General features: G+C 68.9%; 19 protein-coding genes and 1 pseudogene. 16 read left to right on the top strand and 4 right to left on the bottom strand.

All coding sequences use genetic code 11. The features are described 5' to 3' along the window. The first annotated feature begins 5 nt into the window (after positions 1–5). The 9 genes from ACN28I_RS30895 (at position 6) to ACN28I_RS30855 (ending at position 6,694) form a co-directional block, all read left to right on the top strand. A complete protein-coding gene (locus tag ACN28I_RS30895; RefSeq protein WP_420945506.1) occupies positions 6–404 on the top strand; it encodes a hypothetical protein in 399 nt (132 codons plus the stop codon). Positions 405–435: 31 nt separating this feature from the next. Beyond that, positions 436–846, top strand: coding sequence for a hypothetical protein (locus ACN28I_RS30890; RefSeq protein ID WP_420945505.1), 411 nt, complete (start codon positions 436–438; stop codon positions 844–846). Further along, complete coding sequence (locus ACN28I_RS30885; protein ID WP_420945504.1) at positions 843–1,196, top strand: hypothetical protein; 354 nt, start codon at positions 843–845, stop codon at positions 1,194–1,196. Before ACN28I_RS30890 ends, ACN28I_RS30885 begins: the two co-directional genes overlap by 4 nt. Before the next feature lie 19 nt (positions 1,197–1,215). Continuing rightward, positions 1,216–2,820, top strand: coding sequence for an FAD-binding oxidoreductase (locus ACN28I_RS30880; protein WP_420945503.1), 1,605 nt, complete (start codon positions 1,216–1,218; stop codon positions 2,818–2,820). 129 nt (positions 2,821–2,949) lie between these two features. Next, entirely contained in the window at positions 2,950–3,126 is a 177-nt protein-coding gene (locus ACN28I_RS30875) for a hypothetical protein (RefSeq protein ID WP_420945502.1), read from the top strand. A gap of 239 nt (positions 3,127–3,365) precedes the next feature. Further along, positions 3,366–4,139 (top strand): hypothetical protein, encoded by a 774-nt coding sequence (locus ACN28I_RS30870; RefSeq protein ID WP_420945501.1) that lies wholly within the window; start codon positions 3,366–3,368, stop codon positions 4,137–4,139. A 22-nt stretch (positions 4,140–4,161) separates the two neighbouring features. After that, positions 4,162–4,749 carry a hypothetical protein gene (locus ACN28I_RS30865; protein ID WP_420945500.1) on the top strand — a complete coding sequence of 196 codons (588 nt, stop codon included), beginning with the start codon at positions 4,162–4,164 and terminating at the stop codon, positions 4,747–4,749. 19 nt (positions 4,750–4,768) lie between these two features. Further along, a complete protein-coding gene (locus ACN28I_RS30860) occupies positions 4,769–5,542 on the top strand; it encodes an Imm49 family immunity protein (protein WP_420945499.1) in 774 nt (257 codons plus the stop codon). Between the two features lie 171 nt (positions 5,543–5,713). Beyond that, the gene (locus tag ACN28I_RS30855) at positions 5,714–6,694 is read left to right on the top strand and encodes a hypothetical protein (protein WP_420948906.1); all 981 of its coding nucleotides are present in this window, start codon (positions 5,714–5,716) and stop codon (positions 6,692–6,694) included. Here the strand turns inward: ACN28I_RS30855 and ACN28I_RS30850 are convergent. Continuing rightward, entirely contained in the window at positions 6,590–6,871 is a 282-nt protein-coding gene (locus tag ACN28I_RS30850) for an SDR family NAD(P)-dependent oxidoreductase (protein WP_420945498.1), read from the bottom strand. The genes ACN28I_RS30855 and ACN28I_RS30850 overlap by 105 nt on opposite strands. Positions 6,872–7,059: 188 nt before the next feature. Here ACN28I_RS30850 and ACN28I_RS30845 point away from each other — a divergent pair. Together ACN28I_RS30845 and ACN28I_RS30840 are read left to right on the top strand one after the other, a co-directional pair. Beyond that, positions 7,060–7,950, top strand: a pseudogene (locus tag ACN28I_RS30845) (serine/threonine-protein kinase); the annotation flags it as partial. A gap of 349 nt (positions 7,951–8,299) precedes the next feature. Next, positions 8,300–9,019, top strand: coding sequence for a hypothetical protein (locus ACN28I_RS30840; RefSeq protein WP_420948905.1), 720 nt, complete (start codon positions 8,300–8,302; stop codon positions 9,017–9,019). 18 nt (positions 9,020–9,037) lie between these two features. Here ACN28I_RS30840 and ACN28I_RS30835 read toward each other — a convergent pair whose 3' ends face one another. After that, positions 9,038–9,439, bottom strand: coding sequence for a hypothetical protein (locus ACN28I_RS30835; RefSeq protein WP_420945497.1), 402 nt, complete (start codon positions 9,437–9,439; stop codon positions 9,038–9,040). Next, positions 9,436–10,002: a hypothetical protein gene (locus ACN28I_RS30830; protein WP_420945496.1), complete on the bottom strand. Its 567-nt coding sequence runs from the start codon at positions 10,000–10,002 to the stop codon at positions 9,436–9,438. The genes ACN28I_RS30835 and ACN28I_RS30830 overlap by 4 nt, the downstream gene beginning before the upstream one ends. Positions 10,003–10,152: 150 nt before the next feature. Here ACN28I_RS30830 and ACN28I_RS30825 point away from each other — a divergent pair, with 150 nt between their 5' ends. Continuing rightward, positions 10,153–10,875, top strand: a complete 723-nt coding sequence (locus tag ACN28I_RS30825; protein WP_420945495.1) for a hypothetical protein — start codon at positions 10,153–10,155, stop codon at positions 10,873–10,875. A gap of 258 nt (positions 10,876–11,133) precedes the next feature. Further along, positions 11,134–11,985 (top strand): ankyrin repeat domain-containing protein, encoded by an 852-nt coding sequence (locus ACN28I_RS30820; RefSeq protein WP_420945494.1) that lies wholly within the window; start codon positions 11,134–11,136, stop codon positions 11,983–11,985. A 49-nt stretch (positions 11,986–12,034) separates the two neighbouring features. On the opposite strand, the gene ACN28I_RS30815 is transcribed toward ACN28I_RS30820, so the two are convergent. Beyond that, entirely contained in the window at positions 12,035–12,568 is a 534-nt protein-coding gene (locus ACN28I_RS30815) for a hypothetical protein (protein WP_420945493.1), read from the bottom strand. 170 nt (positions 12,569–12,738) lie between these two features. Between ACN28I_RS30815 and ACN28I_RS30810 the strand changes: the two genes are divergently transcribed. The 3 genes from ACN28I_RS30810 (at position 12,739) to ACN28I_RS30800 (ending at position 16,373) form a co-directional block, all read left to right on the top strand. Further along, positions 12,739–13,674 (top strand): peptidoglycan-binding protein, encoded by a 936-nt coding sequence (locus ACN28I_RS30810; RefSeq protein ID WP_420945492.1) that lies wholly within the window; start codon positions 12,739–12,741, stop codon positions 13,672–13,674. A gap of 422 nt (positions 13,675–14,096) precedes the next feature. Beyond that, positions 14,097–15,203 carry an esterase/lipase family protein gene (locus ACN28I_RS30805; protein WP_420945491.1) on the top strand — a complete coding sequence of 369 codons (1,107 nt, stop codon included), beginning with the start codon at positions 14,097–14,099 and terminating at the stop codon, positions 15,201–15,203. 114 nt (positions 15,204–15,317) lie between these two features. Beyond that, complete coding sequence (locus tag ACN28I_RS30800) at positions 15,318–16,373, top strand: hypothetical protein (protein WP_420945490.1); 1,056 nt, start codon at positions 15,318–15,320, stop codon at positions 16,371–16,373. Positions 16,374–16,658 lie beyond the last annotated feature (285 nt).

Raw genomic sequence — 16,658 nt, 5'->3', positions numbered from 1 at the left:
GGCACATGCCCGCCCGTGCCGCCCTGCCCGTCCTGCTGTTCGCTCTCGTCGCGCTCCCCGTGCACGCCGATTACATCCCGAGGGGAAGCGACATCTATCACTGTCTCAAGAAGGAGGAGGGCGACCCGTGCGGTCAGACGGGGAGCGGCACGTGCAGGGAAGTGACGTGCGTGAATGGCGGCGGCGATGAAAGGCCCGTATTGGAATACGACTGCCTCAAGTGCATGTCCCAGGAGACCTATCAGGAGCACCAGGTCCAGACGTTGCTCCACCGGGCCCCATGGGCGCTGGCGGTCTCCTGCCTCATCGCGCTCACCTGGTACCAGATGCGGCGCAAGCCCATGCCCTCCTCCGGGCAGAGCGGCCCCTCCGGCTCGGAGCCGCCCTCGCCCCCCTCTGCCTGACCCCGCGCCCGGGCTGATACGCTGGCGGCACATGTCCGCCCGTACCGCCCTGCCCCTCCTGCTCCTGTCCCTCCTCACGCTCCCGGCTCGGGCCGACATCGCCTTCCCGAGCGACTGCAAGGGAAAGAAGGAGGGCGATTCCTGCCGGGACGACTACAGCAGGAACAAGCCAGGACAGTGCATGCACATGAAGTGCGTGTATGGGCGTTTTGATGGCGAGGGTTACATCGAGGACTACCAATACGACTGCTTCCAGTGCACGGCCGATCCGCAGGCCGTGCTCAGCGCGCGCGAGAAAGCCATCAGGGCCCAACAGGCGAAGGAGGCCCTGACCAGGCGCATCCGCTGGGGCCTCGGTGCCCTGGGGGCCGGCTGCGTCGTCACGGCCGTCTGGTATGACTGGCGGCGCCGCTCCAAGGGCACGGGCTCCGTCTCGAAATGAGTGACTTCGTCCACACCTGGCTCATGGCCTTCGTGTGGACCATGGCCCTGGAGCTGCCCGTCTACGTCGCGGTGCTCCATCGCCACCTGGCCCGGTGGTGGGCGCCCGTGCTCCTCACCCTCGCCCTCAACACGCTCACCCATCCCGCCCTGTGGTTCCTCGCCCCCACGTGGGAGCCCTTCTGGTCCTGGCTCCTCGTCTGGGAAACCGTCGTGGCCCTCGTCGAGGCCATCGCCGTGTGGTGGGTGTTGAAGGCCCTCGGCTCGCCCGTGTCCGCGCGCAGGGCTCTTGTCGCCGGGTTCACGGCCAACCTCACCTCCGTCACCCTGGGATTCCTGCTCCTCGGCTGAGCCGCTACGCTCGCGCCCCATGAGCACTCGCGCGACGAGCATCTGGGGCTGGGGCTACGCCGACAAGTTCCCCGACACCGAGGCACGCCGGTCCCTCGCCGGACAGGTCTCACCCCTCCTCGGAGACCCCTCGCTGGAGCCCCACGAGCCCGTGGCCCCGCGCCTCCCGAGCCCCCGCGTCGCACCGCCCGCGTCCCTCGCGGCCCTGTGCTCGGTGGACGAGGCGGACCGCGCCGCGCATACCTACGGCAAGGGCTATGGGGACCTCGTGCGCGGCTTCCACGGGGATTTCTCCTCCGCGCCCGACTTCGTCGTCCGCCCCCGCTCCGAGGAGGACGTGCGCACCGCCATGGATTGGTGTGGCGAGCACCGGGTGGCCCTCATCCCCTTCGGCGGCGGCACCAGCGTCGTGCGTGGAGTCGAGGCGGCCATCGGCAATGGCTTCCGCGGTGCCGTGTCCCTGGATCTGCGCCGCCTGGACCGTGTCCTCGAGGTGGACCCCGTCTCGCGCTCGGCCCGCATCCAGGCGGGCGCCACCGGGCCCGTGCTCGAGTCCCAGCTCGCCTCGCATGGCTTCACCCTGCGCCACTTCCCCCAGTCCTTCGAGTTCTCCACCCTCGGCGGGTGGATCGCCACGCGCGCCGGGGGTCACTTCGCCACGCTCTACACGCACATCGATGACCTCGTGCAGTCCACCCGCATGCTCACGCCGCGGGGCCTCTACGAGACACGCCGCCTCCCCGCCTCGGGCGCCGGCCCCGCCCCGGACAGGCTCGTGCTCGGCTCCGAGGGCACGCTCGGCGTCATCACCGAGGCCTGGGTCCGGCTCCAGTCACGGCCCCGCTTCCGCGCCAGCGCCAGCGTCCACTTCCCCGAGTTCGACGCCGCCGTCCGTGCCGTCCGTGAGCTGTCGCAGTCCGGCCTCCATCCTTCCAACTGCAGGTTGCTCGACGCGCAGGAGTCCTTCCTCAATGGCGTCGCCGGGGATGGCTCCAGCGTGCTCGTGCTCGCTTTCGAGTCCGCCGATCATCCACTGAGTGCCTGGATGGAGCGCGCGCTCGCCATCACCGCCTCCCACGGCGGCGAGTGCCGCGAGGGCGCCCGCTACCGCTCCGAGGAGTCCGGTGCTCAGCCGCGCGCCAGGGGTGCCGCGGAGAGCTGGCGCTCGGCCTTCATCGAGGCGCCGTACTTGCAGAACGTCATGGTGAGCCTCGGCGTCATCGCCGATACCTTCGAGACCGCCTGCACCTGGGACACGTTCGACTCGCTCCACGGCGCCATCCTCGAGGCCGTGCGCGGCACACTGGAGCGTGTTTGCGGCGGCGGACTCGTGAGCTGCCGCTTCACCCACGTCTACCCGGACGGGCCCGCGCCCTATTACACGTTCCTCGGCCCCGCGAAGCGCGGGAGGGAGTTGGAGCAGTGGATGGCGCTCAAGCAGGCCGCCAGTGACGCCATCTCGGCTCACGGCGGCACCATCACCCATCATCATGCCGTCGGGCGGCTCCACCGCCCCTGGTACGACCGCGAGCGGCCCGAGCCTTTTGCTCTCGCCTTGAAGGCCGTGAAAGGCGCGTTGGATCCCCAGGGGATTCTCAATCCCGGTGTCCTCGTGGGGCCGTGATGGAACAACGCTGCTCATCTTCCACGAGCGGCCCACATCTCCCTTCTCCGACAGGACGGCCAGCGTCATCAGGAACCTGCGTTCGCGCTCGCCAGCAGAGAAGACGCAACCTCCGGCGAGGCCCTGCGGATGTCCCTGGCAGAGGACAACCCAGCGCCCATGGCCGCCATCCAACGGGCGCTCGAACTGCTCGACCGCGAGGCGCTGCCCAAGTGGCTTCCCTCCCTGCTCGACGCCCCTCCCCCGTACCGCGAGCCCTGGCCATCGATGTGCCAGGCCACCACTGTGCAGTCTCCACCCAGGTGATGTCGAAGGGCCTCACGCCCATAATCCGCTCACGGTCCGGGCTCGAACGGGCAACACTGGAGCATGTGCTGGCATGCTCTTCGCGCGCCAGCAGATGAACGCCCTGCGAACGCTCCGCGCGGCACCTCCAGTCCGGCTCACCCGCTCCATCACGGACGGCATCAGGGCTTGAGCTGACTGGCACGCTCCTTCGCCACGAATCCCCGTGCTAGGCTCGGCCCTCTGTCAGCGAGGTTCCCATGGGCAAGAAGAGGAAACGCTCAGGCCAGCACCTGACCGATATCGATGACTTTCCGGACAAGCACAAGCCGGCCTGCCTCAACGCCCATCATGGCGCCTACACGGAGGGGAACACCTGTAGCTACCGCTGGCAGGGCTGCGTCAAGGCCCTATCGGACTCGGGGCTCTACACCTGGCCAAAGGACTACGGGCTCCAACCGCCCAACGGTCAGAACTGGAACATCGGGCATCCAGGCAACTTCCAGGACAAGAGCACCGTGCCGTACTGGCACGAATCCCACCACATCATCCCCCATGCGGAATTGACGAACGCCATCACGTGGGTGGGGGGAGATTCACCCAAGGCGAGTGAAATCAAGCTGATGCTCCGCGGTGGGCTGCTGGATGAGGCCTACAACCTCAATGACAGAATCAACATGATCATCCTGCCGATGCTGGCGCTCCATGCGCGGGCAGTGGGGCTCCCCAAGCACCGCATGACGCCCACCACCTTCCACCATGCGGCCTACAGCAAGGTTGTCCTGGATGAGGTCAAGGAGATCTTCCGGCCGATGCAGGAAAAAGCCAGCAAGCATGAGCTGCCCGACTATGCCCAGTCGAAGGACCAGCTCGAGCTACTCTCCAAGAGACTCTACGAGCAGATCAAATCAGCCGGCCAGTTGATGAAGAAGAGCGACATGGCGGGTGACTCCCTCGAGGACATCAAGAAGGACCACCTGCTCGCCAAGCCCCCCAAGAGCGCCAAGACCTCCATCGACGCCCCCCTGACGTGATGTCCACAACGGAGAACACGAGATGAGTTTCCGAACCCTCGATACCAAGGGAGACATCAACAACCTGGACCTCTGCTACCTCGACGACTTCGTCGAGGGCATCAAGATCCAGTCCTGGCGCGCCGCAACAGGAACGCGCGTGGGGGAGCTGTACCCGGAGGATGCGAAGATCTTCATGCGTCCCGAACATCCGGGGGTCCAGCTCTCCTCGCTCCTGGGCAACAGCGAGCGCATGTTGGTCGCTTCCAGGGACTTCAAGGAGGCAATCGAGAAGCTCTGCGCCAACGTGGACATCGAGTATCTGCCCTTCACGCTCTACGACCACCACAAGCGCCCCTACAGCCGCGATTACTGCATCATCAATCCGATCGGCACGTTCGATTGTCTCGACTTCAAGGCCAGCGACATCGTCTGGGACACGAAGAAACCAGACAACATCCTGCACATCGAGGAGCCCGTGCTGGATCGTGAGAAGACCCGGGCAGCGCCCCAACTCTTCCGCCTGCACCGGAGCCCGAGCAGGTACGTGGTGGGACTGGAGGCTCGCGAAGGAGATGCAGCAGCGGAAGCTGACCAACGTCTTCTGGACTCGTCTGCGATTCAGCGATGAACTGTGAGCGGCGCCACCCATGAACACGGAATTCCTGCCGGCCATCGTCGAGGACGCGCTCGAGGAGAACCGCTCACTGCTGCCAGCCATCCAGCGAGGGAGGGCATCCGTGGGGCGGATGCTCGCCTTCTGCCACAACTTCCGGATCGCCGGCATCGGGAAGCTGTTCCTCACGGATGACCCCGAGCCTCTCCGCTGGCATCTGCACCAGAGTGGCGCTGCCTTCGCGCACTTTCTCGGCGGACCTGGCCAGGAGCCGCCGCCAAGCAGCAAGCTCCACCCCTTCCTCGATGCCATCGCCGCCGGGGACTTCTCTTCCGCGGAGAAGATGGCCCGTCACGCGAGGCGCGCCTGGGCTCGAGGATTCGAATACGAAGAGGACTTCCTCTTCGTCGAGTTCCTGATGCAGCACTGCCTCCTGGGGGCCGCCCCCGAGGCATGCCGGAACCTCCTCCTCCGGTATGAGGAAACACTGCAGGGTGCGGAAGACACGCGCCTACCGGTGTGCAGGGCCTTGCAGGACTCGGACTCACGCGCCTTCGACGAGGCCCTGTCCCTCTACCTCGAGGACCGCAGCCTGCTCTTCGAGCTGGTGTCCTCACGGCAGACCCAGCCACCTGCCCTGCTGTTGACCGAGCGTTACTTCTCGATCGTGGGGCTCGCACTGCTCCGGCTGGCGGAGCGCAAACACCTGGAGACCGCTCCGGACTATCTCCACGTGCCGTCCACGGCACGTGCGATGACGGGAGCGCAGCCCTTCCGTTCAGATTCGTGGGCCCACATCTCCGGGTAGGCGCCACTCCCGGCGCGTACCTGAACAGCCCGGCCGAACATCCAGCTCTCCATGCGACTCAGCATCCATAGCTTGGGAATGATTTCCTCCGTTGGATTCGGCGCGGTGGCCTCGTGTGCCGCCATCCGGGCCGGTCTCTCCCGGCCTCGGGAATGCCCATCCTTCACCGTGTTGGATCCAACGGTGCATGAACTCGTCCCCGTGGTCGGTCGCCCCATCCGAGGCTACACGGAAGGATTCAGCCAGACCGGTCTCTGGATGCGGCTGGCACGGGGATGCATCCTGGACCTGCTCCAACAGGAGGGGATTCCGAACGCCTCGGATACGGGTTTCTGGCGAAGGACAGGGCTGGTGGCGGTCATTCCCTCGTTCGAGAGCGAGCGCTTTCCGAACGAGAAGTCCGCATCATCCGAGGTCATCCACGACGCAATGATTCAACGGCTGCTCGCGGTGCTGCAGCTTCCATTGCTGCGAGATCATGCCGAAGTCCTGCCCCTGGGCCATGCGGGGGTCATCACCGCCGTGCAGCAGGCTCGGCGCCGGATGGCCGCCACCGGACTTGAGCGGCTCCTCGTCCTGGCCGTGGACTCCTACCTCGATGGACCGACGCTCCAATGGCTGGCCAGTGCCAGGAGACTCAAGGCTGGAGACATCCCCTGCGGACTGATTCCGGGCGAAGCAGGCGCCTGTTTCATGCTGGAGACCGAGGCCAGTCTGCGCAGAAGGCAACTCTCCCCACGGGTGTTCGTCGAAAGCACCGCGCTCGGAGTCGAGGAGAGGCACCGCTTCCAGCATGAGCCAAACAATGGCATGGGCCTCTCCAAGGTCCTTCAGGAGGTCCTGGAGACAGCCTCGCCCGGCAAGCCATTCCAGGGAGACATCGTCTGTGACCTCAATGGGGAGAATTGGAGGGCCCGGGAGCTGGGGAGCGCCTGGGTCCGCACTCGCGGCCGGTTGGGGGATGGCGTTCGCATCATCGCGCCCGCCGAATCGTTGGGGGAGACCGGGGCTGCGAGCGGCGCGGTAGGCGTCTGCGTCGCGGTCCGCTCATTGAGCCGAAGGTACTCTCGTACCGGGCAGGTTGTGCTGTTGTCGAGCGCCGAGCCAGGACAGGTGGGCGCCATGGTGCTCGGGCGCGCGGACAAGGCCTGACTCCGTCGCCTTCAGTGCCGCCCATCCGCTGCACGCATGGATGGAGCACACGCTCGCCATCACCCGTCCCACCAGCGCCACCTTCGCCCCCGCCTTCCCCAACTCCCTCGCCGCCGCCAGCCCAATCCCCGAGCTTCCCCCCGTCACCAGCGCCACCTTGCCCGCGAGTCCCTTCATCCGATTCCCCCGTGTTCGTGCGTGAGTGCTCCCCCACCTTAAACCGCCCCCCTCCGCCCCCCGGCTCCACTGTCCGGTAGCGAGCACAAACCTCCATCCGGACTGAAGGATTACAGCCCACCTCGCTGTGCCCACACGGCCGGGTAGGGGACAATGGCTTTTCCAAGCCGCCTCACACAGGTTGGGGGATGTCCCGGGGGGGACATTTCGTGGGACCATCCCCTGACGTCTCCAGCGCCGTCCGTCCCATGTCCAGCGAAGCAGGCCCAGACAAGTCCGCTGATCTGCGCGAGACCCGCGAGCCCTCGGTTCCCCGCCGCGAGCCCGGTGCGGATACGTTGATGGGGCAGTGCATCGGCAGCTTCCGGCTCACCCGCAAGCTCGGCCACGGCGGCATGGGCACGGTGTACCTCGGCGAGCACGTGGACATCGGCAGCCGCGTGGCCATCAAGGTGCTGCACGGACGGCTCGCCGGCTCGGCCCAGGTGCTGCGCCGCTTCTACACCGAGGCGCGCGCCGTGAACCTCATCGGCCACGAGAACATCGTCAACATCATCGACATCAACCCCGCGCCGCCCCGGCCCTACCTCGTCATGGAGTACCTCGAGGGCGAGCCGCTCTCCACGCTGCTGGCCCGCGGGCCCGTGCCCGCCGAGGTCGCCGTGGCGCTGCTCGCCCAGGTGTGTGACGCGCTCCAGGCCACGCACGCGCGCGGCATCGTCCACCGCGACCTCAAGCCCGAGAACCTCTTCCTCCTGCAGCGCGGCCACGGCCCCGCCTTCGTCAAGGTGCTCGACTTCGGCATCGCCAAGCTGCTCGACACCGACGAGGAGCACGGCACCGACACCCAGGAGGGCGCCATCATCGGCTCGGCCGAGTACATGGCCCCGGAGCAGTCGCGCGGAGAGGACCTGGACGGCCGCGCCGACATCTACGCCCTGGGCGTCATCGCCTACCAGCTCCTCACCGGGCGGCTGCCCTTCGTCGAGCGCTCCCTCACCGCGCTGCTGCTCGCCCACCAGACGAAGCAGCCCATCGCCCCCACCGCGCTGTGCCCCGATGTGCCGCCCGCGCTCTCCAGCGTCATCCTGCGCGCGCTCGCCAAGGAGCCCGGGGACCGCTTCCAGAGCGCCTCGACGATGCGCAGCGCGCTCCAGGTGGCGCTCGACATGGTGCGCTCACCGGCCGGGCCCTCGCGCACGCCGCCGCCCACCGGCACCTTCGCCCTGCGCCCCGCGCTGGCCCTGCCCGTCCTGGTGACGGCCCAGCCCGGCGCCGCGGCCGAGCAGCTCACGTGCACGGACCTGACGCGCGGAGGCATGTTCCTGTGCACCGACCAGGAGCTGCCCCCGCTGCTCTCCCGCGTGGTGGCGGCGCTGTCGCACCCGGACGGGGGAGCTCACGTGCGAGTGCGAGGTGGTGCGGCACGTGCAACCCGAGGAGGCGCGCGCCTGGGGCATGGCCGCCGGCTTCGGCGTGCAATTCGTCGAGCCGTCCGTCTCCTTCAAGGCGGCGGTGGCGCACCTGATGCTGGGGCAGCCGCTCAACACGATGCGCCCGCCCCTGGACCCGGCCGCCGAGGCCGAAGTGGAGCAGGTGCTCGCCCCCTACCGCGAGCGCGGCACGGAGGACCTCTACGCCTTCCTCGCGCTGCCACCGGATACGGGCTGCGAGGAGCTGCGGGTGCGCGCGCGCCGGGCGTGCAGTGCGCTGGAGCGGCTGCGCGAGCGCCCCATCTCTCCCGCGTTGCGCGCCAAGGTGGAGACGGTGCTGGACCGGGTGCGCAAGGCCTCCGAGACGCTCAGCCACCCGCAGCGCCGGGCCGCCTACGACGCCGAGCGGGGCAACTTCCAGGGGGTGGCGCGCTGTCTGGCCGCGGGGCTCACCGCCGCGCAGTTGGAGGAGCTGCGCCGCGACTTCCTCGCCCGCCGTCCGCATGCCCAGGGGCCGCTGCGCGTGCACCTCGCCACCGCCCAGGCCCACCAGCAGGCCGGGCTGCTCTCCCACGCGCGCGAGGCCTATGAGCGGGCCCTCATCCTGGACCCGCTCTCGCTGGAGCTGCACCGGCAGTACCTCGCCGTGTGCCGGGCACTGGGCACCTCCGGACGTCCGGGCCCCGGCTCCGGCGGCAAGGTGCCCATCGCGTGACGGGCTTCCGGCCGGGAGTCACCCCTCGGCTGGCGCGGGAGGAGGCGCGGGGTTCTGGGCGGCGAACTCGGCCACGGTGTCCAGGTACCGCTGGATGGCCATCAGGTGGTCTCCCCCGCCTTCGGCGAGGTACCTCGTGTGCCAGCCCTCGGTGGAGAGTTCCCGTTTGAAGAGCCAGCAGGTGAAGGCCTCGTACCAGGGGTCCTCCACGCCATGGTATCGGCAGCAGGCCCGATAGCCCGTCTCGAAAGCGGCCACCGCCTGGGTCGTCTCCATTCCCCCGAAGAAGACTCCCAGGGGCCTGCCGCGCGCATGCTCCGACCGGACGCGCAGCAGGACATCAATGAGGGACACGAAGCGCCCGCGCCACTCCTCGGGAAGCGGCACGACCTTGACGACGGTTTCCGGGCCACGGGTCATAGCTCATCCAGACTGTTCAGCACCGCGGAGGTGATCTTCATTCCCTCTTCCGTCACGAGGCGGCGGATGTACTCGTCCTCCGGCAGCCCCCGTGGCCCGGTGAAGGCATCGTAGATCTTGTTCTGCAGACGTACAGCGACGTGCAGGCTCAAGTCGGAGAGCTGAACCGTGCTGCGTGGCTCACCCGCGCGCATCTCGAAGGCGAGGTATCTCGAGCCTCGTGTGGTGAACCGGATGAACTCGGGCTTGCCGCCGAGTTGCTGGAACGCCTTGGAGATGCTCCGAGCCACCTCGATGCAGGGTCCCGGCCTGCGGTTCTCGGCGGCGAAGGCCAGCTCCAGGAACTGGAGCCACTTCGGAAGCGTCTGCCGGCCCGTCTCCAACTGGTAGAGCGCGATGGCGCCCTGGATGTCCCCCCTGGAGAGCATCGCCAGCATCTGGGCCCGGAAGGTGTCCGTCATCTGGAGCACGGACTGGGAGATCCGCAGAGGCTGCGTCACCGGCGCGCCAGCGATGGCCGGCGTGGCCAGCAGCAGGAGAAGTCCCAACAGGCGAGCAAGCATGGCGTCCCTCGACAGTCTTGTGGACCCTCTATGTAGGACAAGCCACTCCCAAGGAGGAAGGTGCCCATCGCGTGACGCTCGCGGCCCCGCCGAGCGCGGTGGGGCTCACGGCGCGCTTCCGTCCGTGCTAACTCCTGCCTGGCACTCCCTATGTCCTCCCAGACATCCGGCTCCGAGCCCCAGTCCTCCGCCGTCTCCCCGCAGGTGCGGCGCGTGGCCCTCTACGCCGTCGCCTCCGGCCTCACCCCCCTCATCCCCGTCCCCTTCCTCGACGAGTACGCCCTGCGCCGCGTCCGCGAGGGCATGGTGCGCACCATCCTCCGCGAGCGCTCCTTCTCCCCTCCGGACCGCACCGTCACCGTGCTCGCCGGCCTCCACCCGCGCGAGGGCAGCCGCATCCAACAGTTCCTCAGCAAGACCGCCCTCTTCTCCCTGCGCCTCACCTGGCGCAAGGCCTACCGGCGCATGGCCACCGCCCTCTGGGTCAAGGACTGCGTGGACATGGCCTCCGTCTCCCTCCACCACGGCTACCTCCTCCAGCACGCCCTCGAGCGCGGTGACCTCGACGCCGGCACCCTCGCCACCGAGGACGTCCCCCGCCGCGTGCACGACGCCATCGACGCCGCCTGCAAGGAGCTCGACGCCCGCCCCGTCAACCAGGTCCTCCGCCGCCTCTTCGCCGGCAGCCGCCTGCTCCTCGCCGAGCTCTCCAAGGCCCTCGAGCAGTGGAATGGTGCCCCCCGCACTCCCCAGGAGGGCGAGGACCAGGAAGTCGCCTCCCTCGCCGATCGGCTCGCCGCCGCCATGTGGGAGGAGCGCGGCTACTTCCAGTCCCTCGAGTCCCTCTACGTGAAGCACCTCCAGGCCTCCTGACGCCTCCGCGCTCCGTGACGGCCACCCCGCCCGCCCGTCACGGAAGCGCCCATGGCCAGACAGAAAATTCCAGCGCATTGACTTGAACCTGGAATTCCAGAAACTGCCGGATACGAACCACGCGGACGGCTCGGGCAACTTCGGCCTGCGCAACGCCCCGACGCCTGCTGGCTGTAGCAGTCGCGGTACCGGGGCGGAGGCGGTGTCGCTCGTGTCGCCGCCTCCGCCTTTCTGCGCCCACCGGTTGGGAGACAGCACATGACCGACCTCATCGACGCCGTCCGGCGCGGGGACACCTCCGCCGTGGAGTCCCTGCTGGACAGCGAGCCCCGGGCGCTCACCCGCGGGGATGCGCAGGGGATGACGCCCCTCATGTGGGCCGCCTGGCTCGGCCACGTGCCGCTGCTGCGGCGGCTGCTGGAGCGCGGCGCGGACGTGGCGGCCCGGGACTCGCGGGGCGCCACCGCGTTGATGCTCGCCGCCGAGCGGGGACACCTGGAGGCCTCGCGTCTGCTGGTGGAAGCGGCGGGCCCCGACGAGCGCGGCGAGGCCCTGCGGCACGCGGTGGGCACGGGCCAGCTCGCGGTGATGGTGTGGCTGCTGGACGAGGCGGACGCGGCGCTCGAGTACGGAGGCACCGACGGCAAGACGCCCCTCACCTGCGCCATCCTCGGGGGCCACGCCCCGCTGGCCGGGGAGCTGCTGCGCCGAGGCGCGGACCTCGAGGCGCGCAGCTCCACCTTCCTGCCCTTCGAGAACCGCGATGACTTCGGCTGGCACCCGCTGCACTACGCGGCGGACCGCCGCCACGCGCTGCTGGTGCAACTGCTGCTCACCGCCGGTGCCCAGGTGGACGCGGAGACCACCGAGGGCACCACGCCGTTGATGCTGGCGGCGTACCGCGGAGACGAGGACTGCATCCGCCTGCTGCTGCTCGCCGGTGCGGAGCCGCTGCGAGAGAACGCGCGCCGCCAGAGCGCGCTGTCCCTGTCACGGCTCCACGCCAGGCCCCACATCACCCGGCTGCTCGAGCGCCGCGCCGAGGCCCGGCCGCTCACGCGGGTGCTGCAGCGCTCGTGGCGGCAACCGCCGCGCAAACCCCGCAACTGAGCAGCAAACCCTCACCCCAACCCTCTTCCAGAGGGAGAGGGAGTGTGCGTCAGTGCAGGAATCCGCCGGCTCCGCCTTCGTTCCCGCCCGAGCGGCCCTCGATGCGCACCACCGCTTCCTTGAAGCTCTCCAGGTACCGGCGCAGCTTCGCGTCCAACTGCACCGACGGGCTGTCGTAGCGCGCCAGGCACAGCGTCACCGCTCGCCCTCGCACAGGGTCGTCCCCCGGCACCAGCGTCGTCTCCCGCGCCTCGCCGAACACCAGCCAGTCCAGCTTCCACAGCGCGTCCAGGAGCTGCGCGAAGTGCTCCTCCATCTCCTGGCGCAGCGAGTCCGGCAGCCCGTGCACGTCGCTGTACTCCGAGCAGTCCCTCAGGAAGCGCTCCACCACCGCCCCCTCCTCCGGACGCTCCGGCACCTCGTGCGAGAAGGAGCACGCCATCGCCCCCTCCAGCAGCCGCGCGAGCTCCTCCCCACGCGTCACCAAGGCCAGCCTCGGGCCGTCCTCCTGCCGCACCACCCCATCCTCCAGCCGGAGGAACGTCTCCCCCGCCATCGTGTCGAGTCTCATCCTGATCGCCACGTTCCCCTCCCGGAACCCGCGCTCCTCCAGAGTACCGGCCCTCGGCCCCGGGTGGCAGCGCTTTCCTCCTCCCCGTGGATCACCCTCCATCGACTCGTGTGAGGAAACTTCTTCCCGGCACCTACGAAAATAGGAGCACGTTTTCCACTTCGCCCCCCCGAGGCCCCGTCATGGTCGCCATCGCCCGCTCTTCCGCCGCCCTCGCCCCGCGCGCCTCCGCCGCCCTCGCCGCCCCCCCCACGCTCCGCCTGAATGCGAAGGGCGCCGCGGTCACCACCCTCCAGAACAAGCTCAAGGCCGCGGGCTTCAACCCCGGCGCCGCCGATGGGCACTTCGGCCCCAAGACGCTCGCCGCCGTGAAGGCCTTCCAGAAGGCCAAGGGTCTCGAGGCCGATGGCATCGTGGGCCCCAAGACGTGGAACGCCCTCAACAAGGCCACCGCGCCCAAGCCCCCCCCTCCCGCCTCCTCCGGCGGCTCCGGCCCCACCCTGCGCGAGGGCGCCCGTGGCGAGCCCGTCCGCGCCCTGCAGAACCGCCTCAACCAGCTCGGCTTCAACGTCGGCGCCGCGGACGGCTCCTTCGGCCCCAAGACCGAGGCCGCCGTGAAGGCCTTCCAGCGCGCCAAGGGCCTCACCGCCGATGGCGTCGTGGGCCCCAAGACGTGGGACAAGCTCGGCATCAAGGTGTCCGGCCCCGTCACCAACCCCGGCACCGGGGGCGGCCGCGCCGTGAAGGGCTACGTCAACGGTGTCGCCCGCAACATCACCGTGTCCCCCATCGCCGGTGGCAAGGAGATGCGCTCGGACGCCGCGGCCGCCTTCAACCGCATGCACGCCGCCGCCAAGGCCGCCGGCATCAACCTCCACGTCAACAGCGCCTTCCGCTCCATGGAGGAGCAGCGCGTCCTCTACCAGAAGTACCTCAACGGCACTGGCAACCTCGCCGCCAAGCCCGGCTATTCCAACCACCAGGGCGGCATCGCCCTCGACATCAACGTGGGCGGCACCGGCACCTCCACCTATAAGTGGCTGGCCAACAACGCGAGCCGCTTCGGCTTCGCCCGCACCGTCCCCTCCGAGCCCTGGCACTGGGAGTACCGGCCGTAACTCCGGGCCCCTGAACCGAGCCTCCCCCGGCCCCCGCCCCTCCCCCGAGGCGCGGGGGTTTCTGTTTTCCCCACCCGCTGTCCGAAATCACGTCATCCGCTGTCCTCTTCCAGGACAGCGGGGGTGCGTCCGTGTAACCCCCTGTCCTTCCAGGACTCTCAGCCCCCGAGAACCCCCGCCGCTCCCCGGGGTGCACGATTGACTGGAGCATCAATGCTCCACTTCCCCCACATGACGCGATGCGTCGTCCTCGCGGTGATGACGCAGCGGGTCTGGCGCGAGGATTGCTCGGGTTGCCAGTCACCCGGAGGCAAACCGAAGCTCCCGGGCTCCAGTGCTGTCGCGCCGCGCTGGAAGAACCTTTCCGCCTCACCCGACTGCCCTGACCGGGCTCCCCGGCAGGGACACCCCAAGGAGTCCCCATGAAGAAGCTGCACACCCTTTTGATGGCGCTGTGCGCGCTCGGGCTCAGCACCCAGGCCCAGGCCGGCGCCGCGAAGACGACGTACCCCGTGGTGTTCGCCCACGGCATGGCCGGCTTCGACGACATCCTCGGCTATGACTACTGGGGCGACGACTACGGCATGTTCGTCGGCGATGTCTGCGGCCTCTTCGAGGTGCCCTGCAACGAGGACATCCACAGCGGCCAGAAGACCTTCGTGGGCCAGGTGCAGCCCTTCCAGAACTCCGAGGTGCGTGGCCTGGACCTGGCCAACGACATCGAGGGCTACATGGCCAGCACGGGCTCCACGCGCGTGAACCTGATCGGCCACTCGCAGGGCGGCCTGGACGCGCGCAAGGCGGCCAAGGTGCTCTACACCCGCAAGGGCTACACCGTGGTGAGCGTGCTCGTCAGCGTGTCCTCGCCCCACCGCGGCTCGCCCGTGGCCAAGTACATCCTCGACCTCAAGCCGGGCGTCACCAGCGTCGTCTCCGCCCTCGCCGAGTTCTACGGCAACGTCGTCTACAAGTCGGGCAATGACGCCTTCGCCGGCGCCAAGCAGCTCGTCTACAACGACTACAGCGCCACCGACGGCATCACCACCGGCGCCAGGAACTTCAACGTCAACAACCCCATCGACTCGCGCTACGCCTCCCGCTACGTCTCGCTCCTCACCGCGCAGAACGGCGTCAACGTGAACCCCGCCCTCTGGCTGCTCAGCGAGTTCATCTACGACATCGACGGCGACGGCTACTGCCTGGACGACTGCGACAACGACGGCGCCGCCGGCAAGGGCGACGGCTACGCCAACGAGTCGGATGACGACGGCCTGGTGGGCATCAACTCGCAGCAGATGGGCTACCGCCTGCGCTACACCGAGTCCGCCTTCGGCTTCGACTACGTCGGCACCGACTCCAACGTCCCCTACATGGGCAACCTCAACACGCCCAGCGCCCCCTCGCAGATGACCTCCACCTCGAGCGTCATCAGCCAGGACCACATGGACGTCGTCGGCGTGGGCCCCGACACCTTCGATGAGCCCGAGTTCTACGCGGCCATCATCGACTACATCGCCTACTTCGACTGAGTCACCGGCCGTCCCCGCGGTCCCCCCCCGGAAGGGCCCCCCATCGCGCGCGAGGGCCTTCCGGGGGTAGCCTTCTCCCCAGCTTCCGCCCCCCACCCCGAGATGAAGCCGCCCATGAACCGCCGGAAGGCTCCGCTGCTGCTGGCTTTCGTCCTGCTCCTCGCCGGCTCCGCCCTGCTCGTCTTCAAGACGCGTCCCGGCCCGGGCGCCTCCCCCGAGACGGCCCCGGCGAGCACCCCGGCCACTCCCCGCTCCCAGGGCTTCACGGCCCAGGGCCCGTGGGCTCCCGTCGACGGCGAGCCGGGGCGTGAGGCCGGCCTGGAGCGCCCGGAGAAGGATCTCGTCTCCTACCTGCGCTCGCGCTACGGCGCCCGCATCCGGGAGCCTCACACGCAGATGCGCATGCTCGAGGAGCTCATGCGCCACTTCCAGAAGCTCAACCCCACCGGCTGGGAGGCGGACCTGCTCGCCGCCCTCCAGCAGGCCTTCCCCGAGCTGTACGAGGAGCTGGCCCAGCGGCTGCGCCAGCGGCTCGACTACGAGAAGTGGGTGAAGGAGCACCACGCCGAGCTCAAGGACAAGCCGGCCGCCGAGCGGCGCGCCGCGATGTGGGAGGAGCGCCACCGGCTGTTCGGCAAGGAGGTGGCCGAGAAGATCTGGGTCGCCGAGCTGCGCAACCTCGCCGTGGCCGATGCGCTGACGGCCATCGACGCGCTGCCTGGCGCGAGCGTCGGCGAGCGCATGGCGGAGTACAAGAAGGGCCTCGAGAAGGCCTATGGCGAGAACGCCCAGGCGTACGTGCAGACGCACCAGCAGGAGCTGATGAACCGTTTCCTGGACCTGGGCTCGGTGCAGAAGGACCTGGGCACCCTGCCGCCCGCGCAGCGCGCCCAGGAGCTGCGCACCATCCGCCAGGAGATGGGCCTGGACGAAGAGGCCCTGCGGCGCTGGGAAGAGCTGGACCGGGTGCGCGACACGCGCTGGGAGGTGGGCTCGCAGTACATGTCCGAGCGCGAGGCCCTGGCCCAGCAGTACTCGGGGCCGGAGCTGGAGGCGCGGCTGACGGAGCTGCGCGCGCGCTACTTCTCCGACGAGGCCCAGACGGTCGCCGAGGAGGAGCAGAGCGGCTTCTTCCGCTTCACCCGTCCGAGGCAGTGGGGCCGCAACTAGCCAGGTTACGCTCGAGTTGCTGGCGGACGCCGGTGGAATCGAGGTGACGAGTGGGAAGCACCGCGGTCCCTGAAGCACCTGGCAGCTCCAGGTTCTGGGCGGACTTCCTCAGCCGCTCTCGCGGCCTGCGGTAGAGGGGTCAGGCTCGCCCCTGCCTCAGGCACCACTCTCGCCTCCTCTGCTCCTACTTGGGGGCGCGTCACGCTCCTCTCCTCTGCACCTGCTTGGGGGAACAGGGCCCCCATTCCGCCTATACTCTGCAGTCCCGTTGGCCGCCCTCCTCCG

It is taken from the genome of Archangium gephyra (assembly GCF_049060025.1).
Classification (GTDB): domain Bacteria; phylum Myxococcota; class Myxococcia; order Myxococcales; family Myxococcaceae; genus Archangium; species Archangium gephyra_A.
The sequence above is the reverse complement of the archived record's forward strand: the minus strand, read 5'-3'. Positions and strand labels throughout refer to the sequence as shown.

What these genes read in the sequence shown, in the direction of transcription:
- ACN28I_RS30885 (WP_420945504.1), top strand. Translation starts at nt 843, where the DNA reads ATGAGTGACTTCGTCCACACCTGGCTCATGGCCTTCGTGTGGACCATG.
- ACN28I_RS30865 (WP_420945500.1), top strand. Translation starts at nt 4,162, where the DNA reads ATGAGTTTCCGAACCCTCGATACCAAGGGAGACATCAACAACCTGGAC.
- ACN28I_RS30880 (WP_420945503.1), top strand. Translation starts at nt 1,216, where the DNA reads ATGAGCACTCGCGCGACGAGCATCTGGGGCTGGGGCTACGCCGACAAG.
- ACN28I_RS30800 (WP_420945490.1), top strand. Translation starts at nt 15,318, where the DNA reads ATGAACCGCCGGAAGGCTCCGCTGCTGCTGGCTTTCGTCCTGCTCCTC.
- ACN28I_RS30810 (WP_420945492.1), top strand. Translation starts at nt 12,739, where the DNA reads ATGGTCGCCATCGCCCGCTCTTCCGCCGCCCTCGCCCCGCGCGCCTCC.
- ACN28I_RS30860 (WP_420945499.1), top strand. Translation starts at nt 4,769, where the DNA reads ATGAACACGGAATTCCTGCCGGCCATCGTCGAGGACGCGCTCGAGGAG.
- ACN28I_RS30805 (WP_420945491.1), top strand. Translation starts at nt 14,097, where the DNA reads ATGAAGAAGCTGCACACCCTTTTGATGGCGCTGTGCGCGCTCGGGCTC.
- ACN28I_RS30890 (WP_420945505.1), top strand. Translation starts at nt 436, where the DNA reads ATGTCCGCCCGTACCGCCCTGCCCCTCCTGCTCCTGTCCCTCCTCACG.
- ACN28I_RS30850 (WP_420945498.1), bottom strand. Translation starts at nt 6,871, where the DNA reads ATGAAGGGACTCGCGGGCAAGGTGGCGCTGGTGACGGGGGGAAGCTCG.
- ACN28I_RS30830 (WP_420945496.1), bottom strand. Translation starts at nt 10,002, where the DNA reads ATGCTTGCTCGCCTGTTGGGACTTCTCCTGCTGCTGGCCACGCCGGCC.
- ACN28I_RS30825 (WP_420945495.1), top strand. Translation starts at nt 10,153, where the DNA reads ATGTCCTCCCAGACATCCGGCTCCGAGCCCCAGTCCTCCGCCGTCTCC.
- ACN28I_RS30835 (WP_420945497.1), bottom strand. Translation starts at nt 9,439, where the DNA reads ATGACCCGTGGCCCGGAAACCGTCGTCAAGGTCGTGCCGCTTCCCGAG.
- ACN28I_RS30820 (WP_420945494.1), top strand. Translation starts at nt 11,134, where the DNA reads ATGACCGACCTCATCGACGCCGTCCGGCGCGGGGACACCTCCGCCGTG.
- ACN28I_RS30870 (WP_420945501.1), top strand. Translation starts at nt 3,366, where the DNA reads ATGGGCAAGAAGAGGAAACGCTCAGGCCAGCACCTGACCGATATCGAT.
- ACN28I_RS30875 (WP_420945502.1), top strand. Translation starts at nt 2,950, where the DNA reads ATGTCCCTGGCAGAGGACAACCCAGCGCCCATGGCCGCCATCCAACGG.
- ACN28I_RS30895 (WP_420945506.1), top strand. Translation starts at nt 6, where the DNA reads ATGCCCGCCCGTGCCGCCCTGCCCGTCCTGCTGTTCGCTCTCGTCGCG.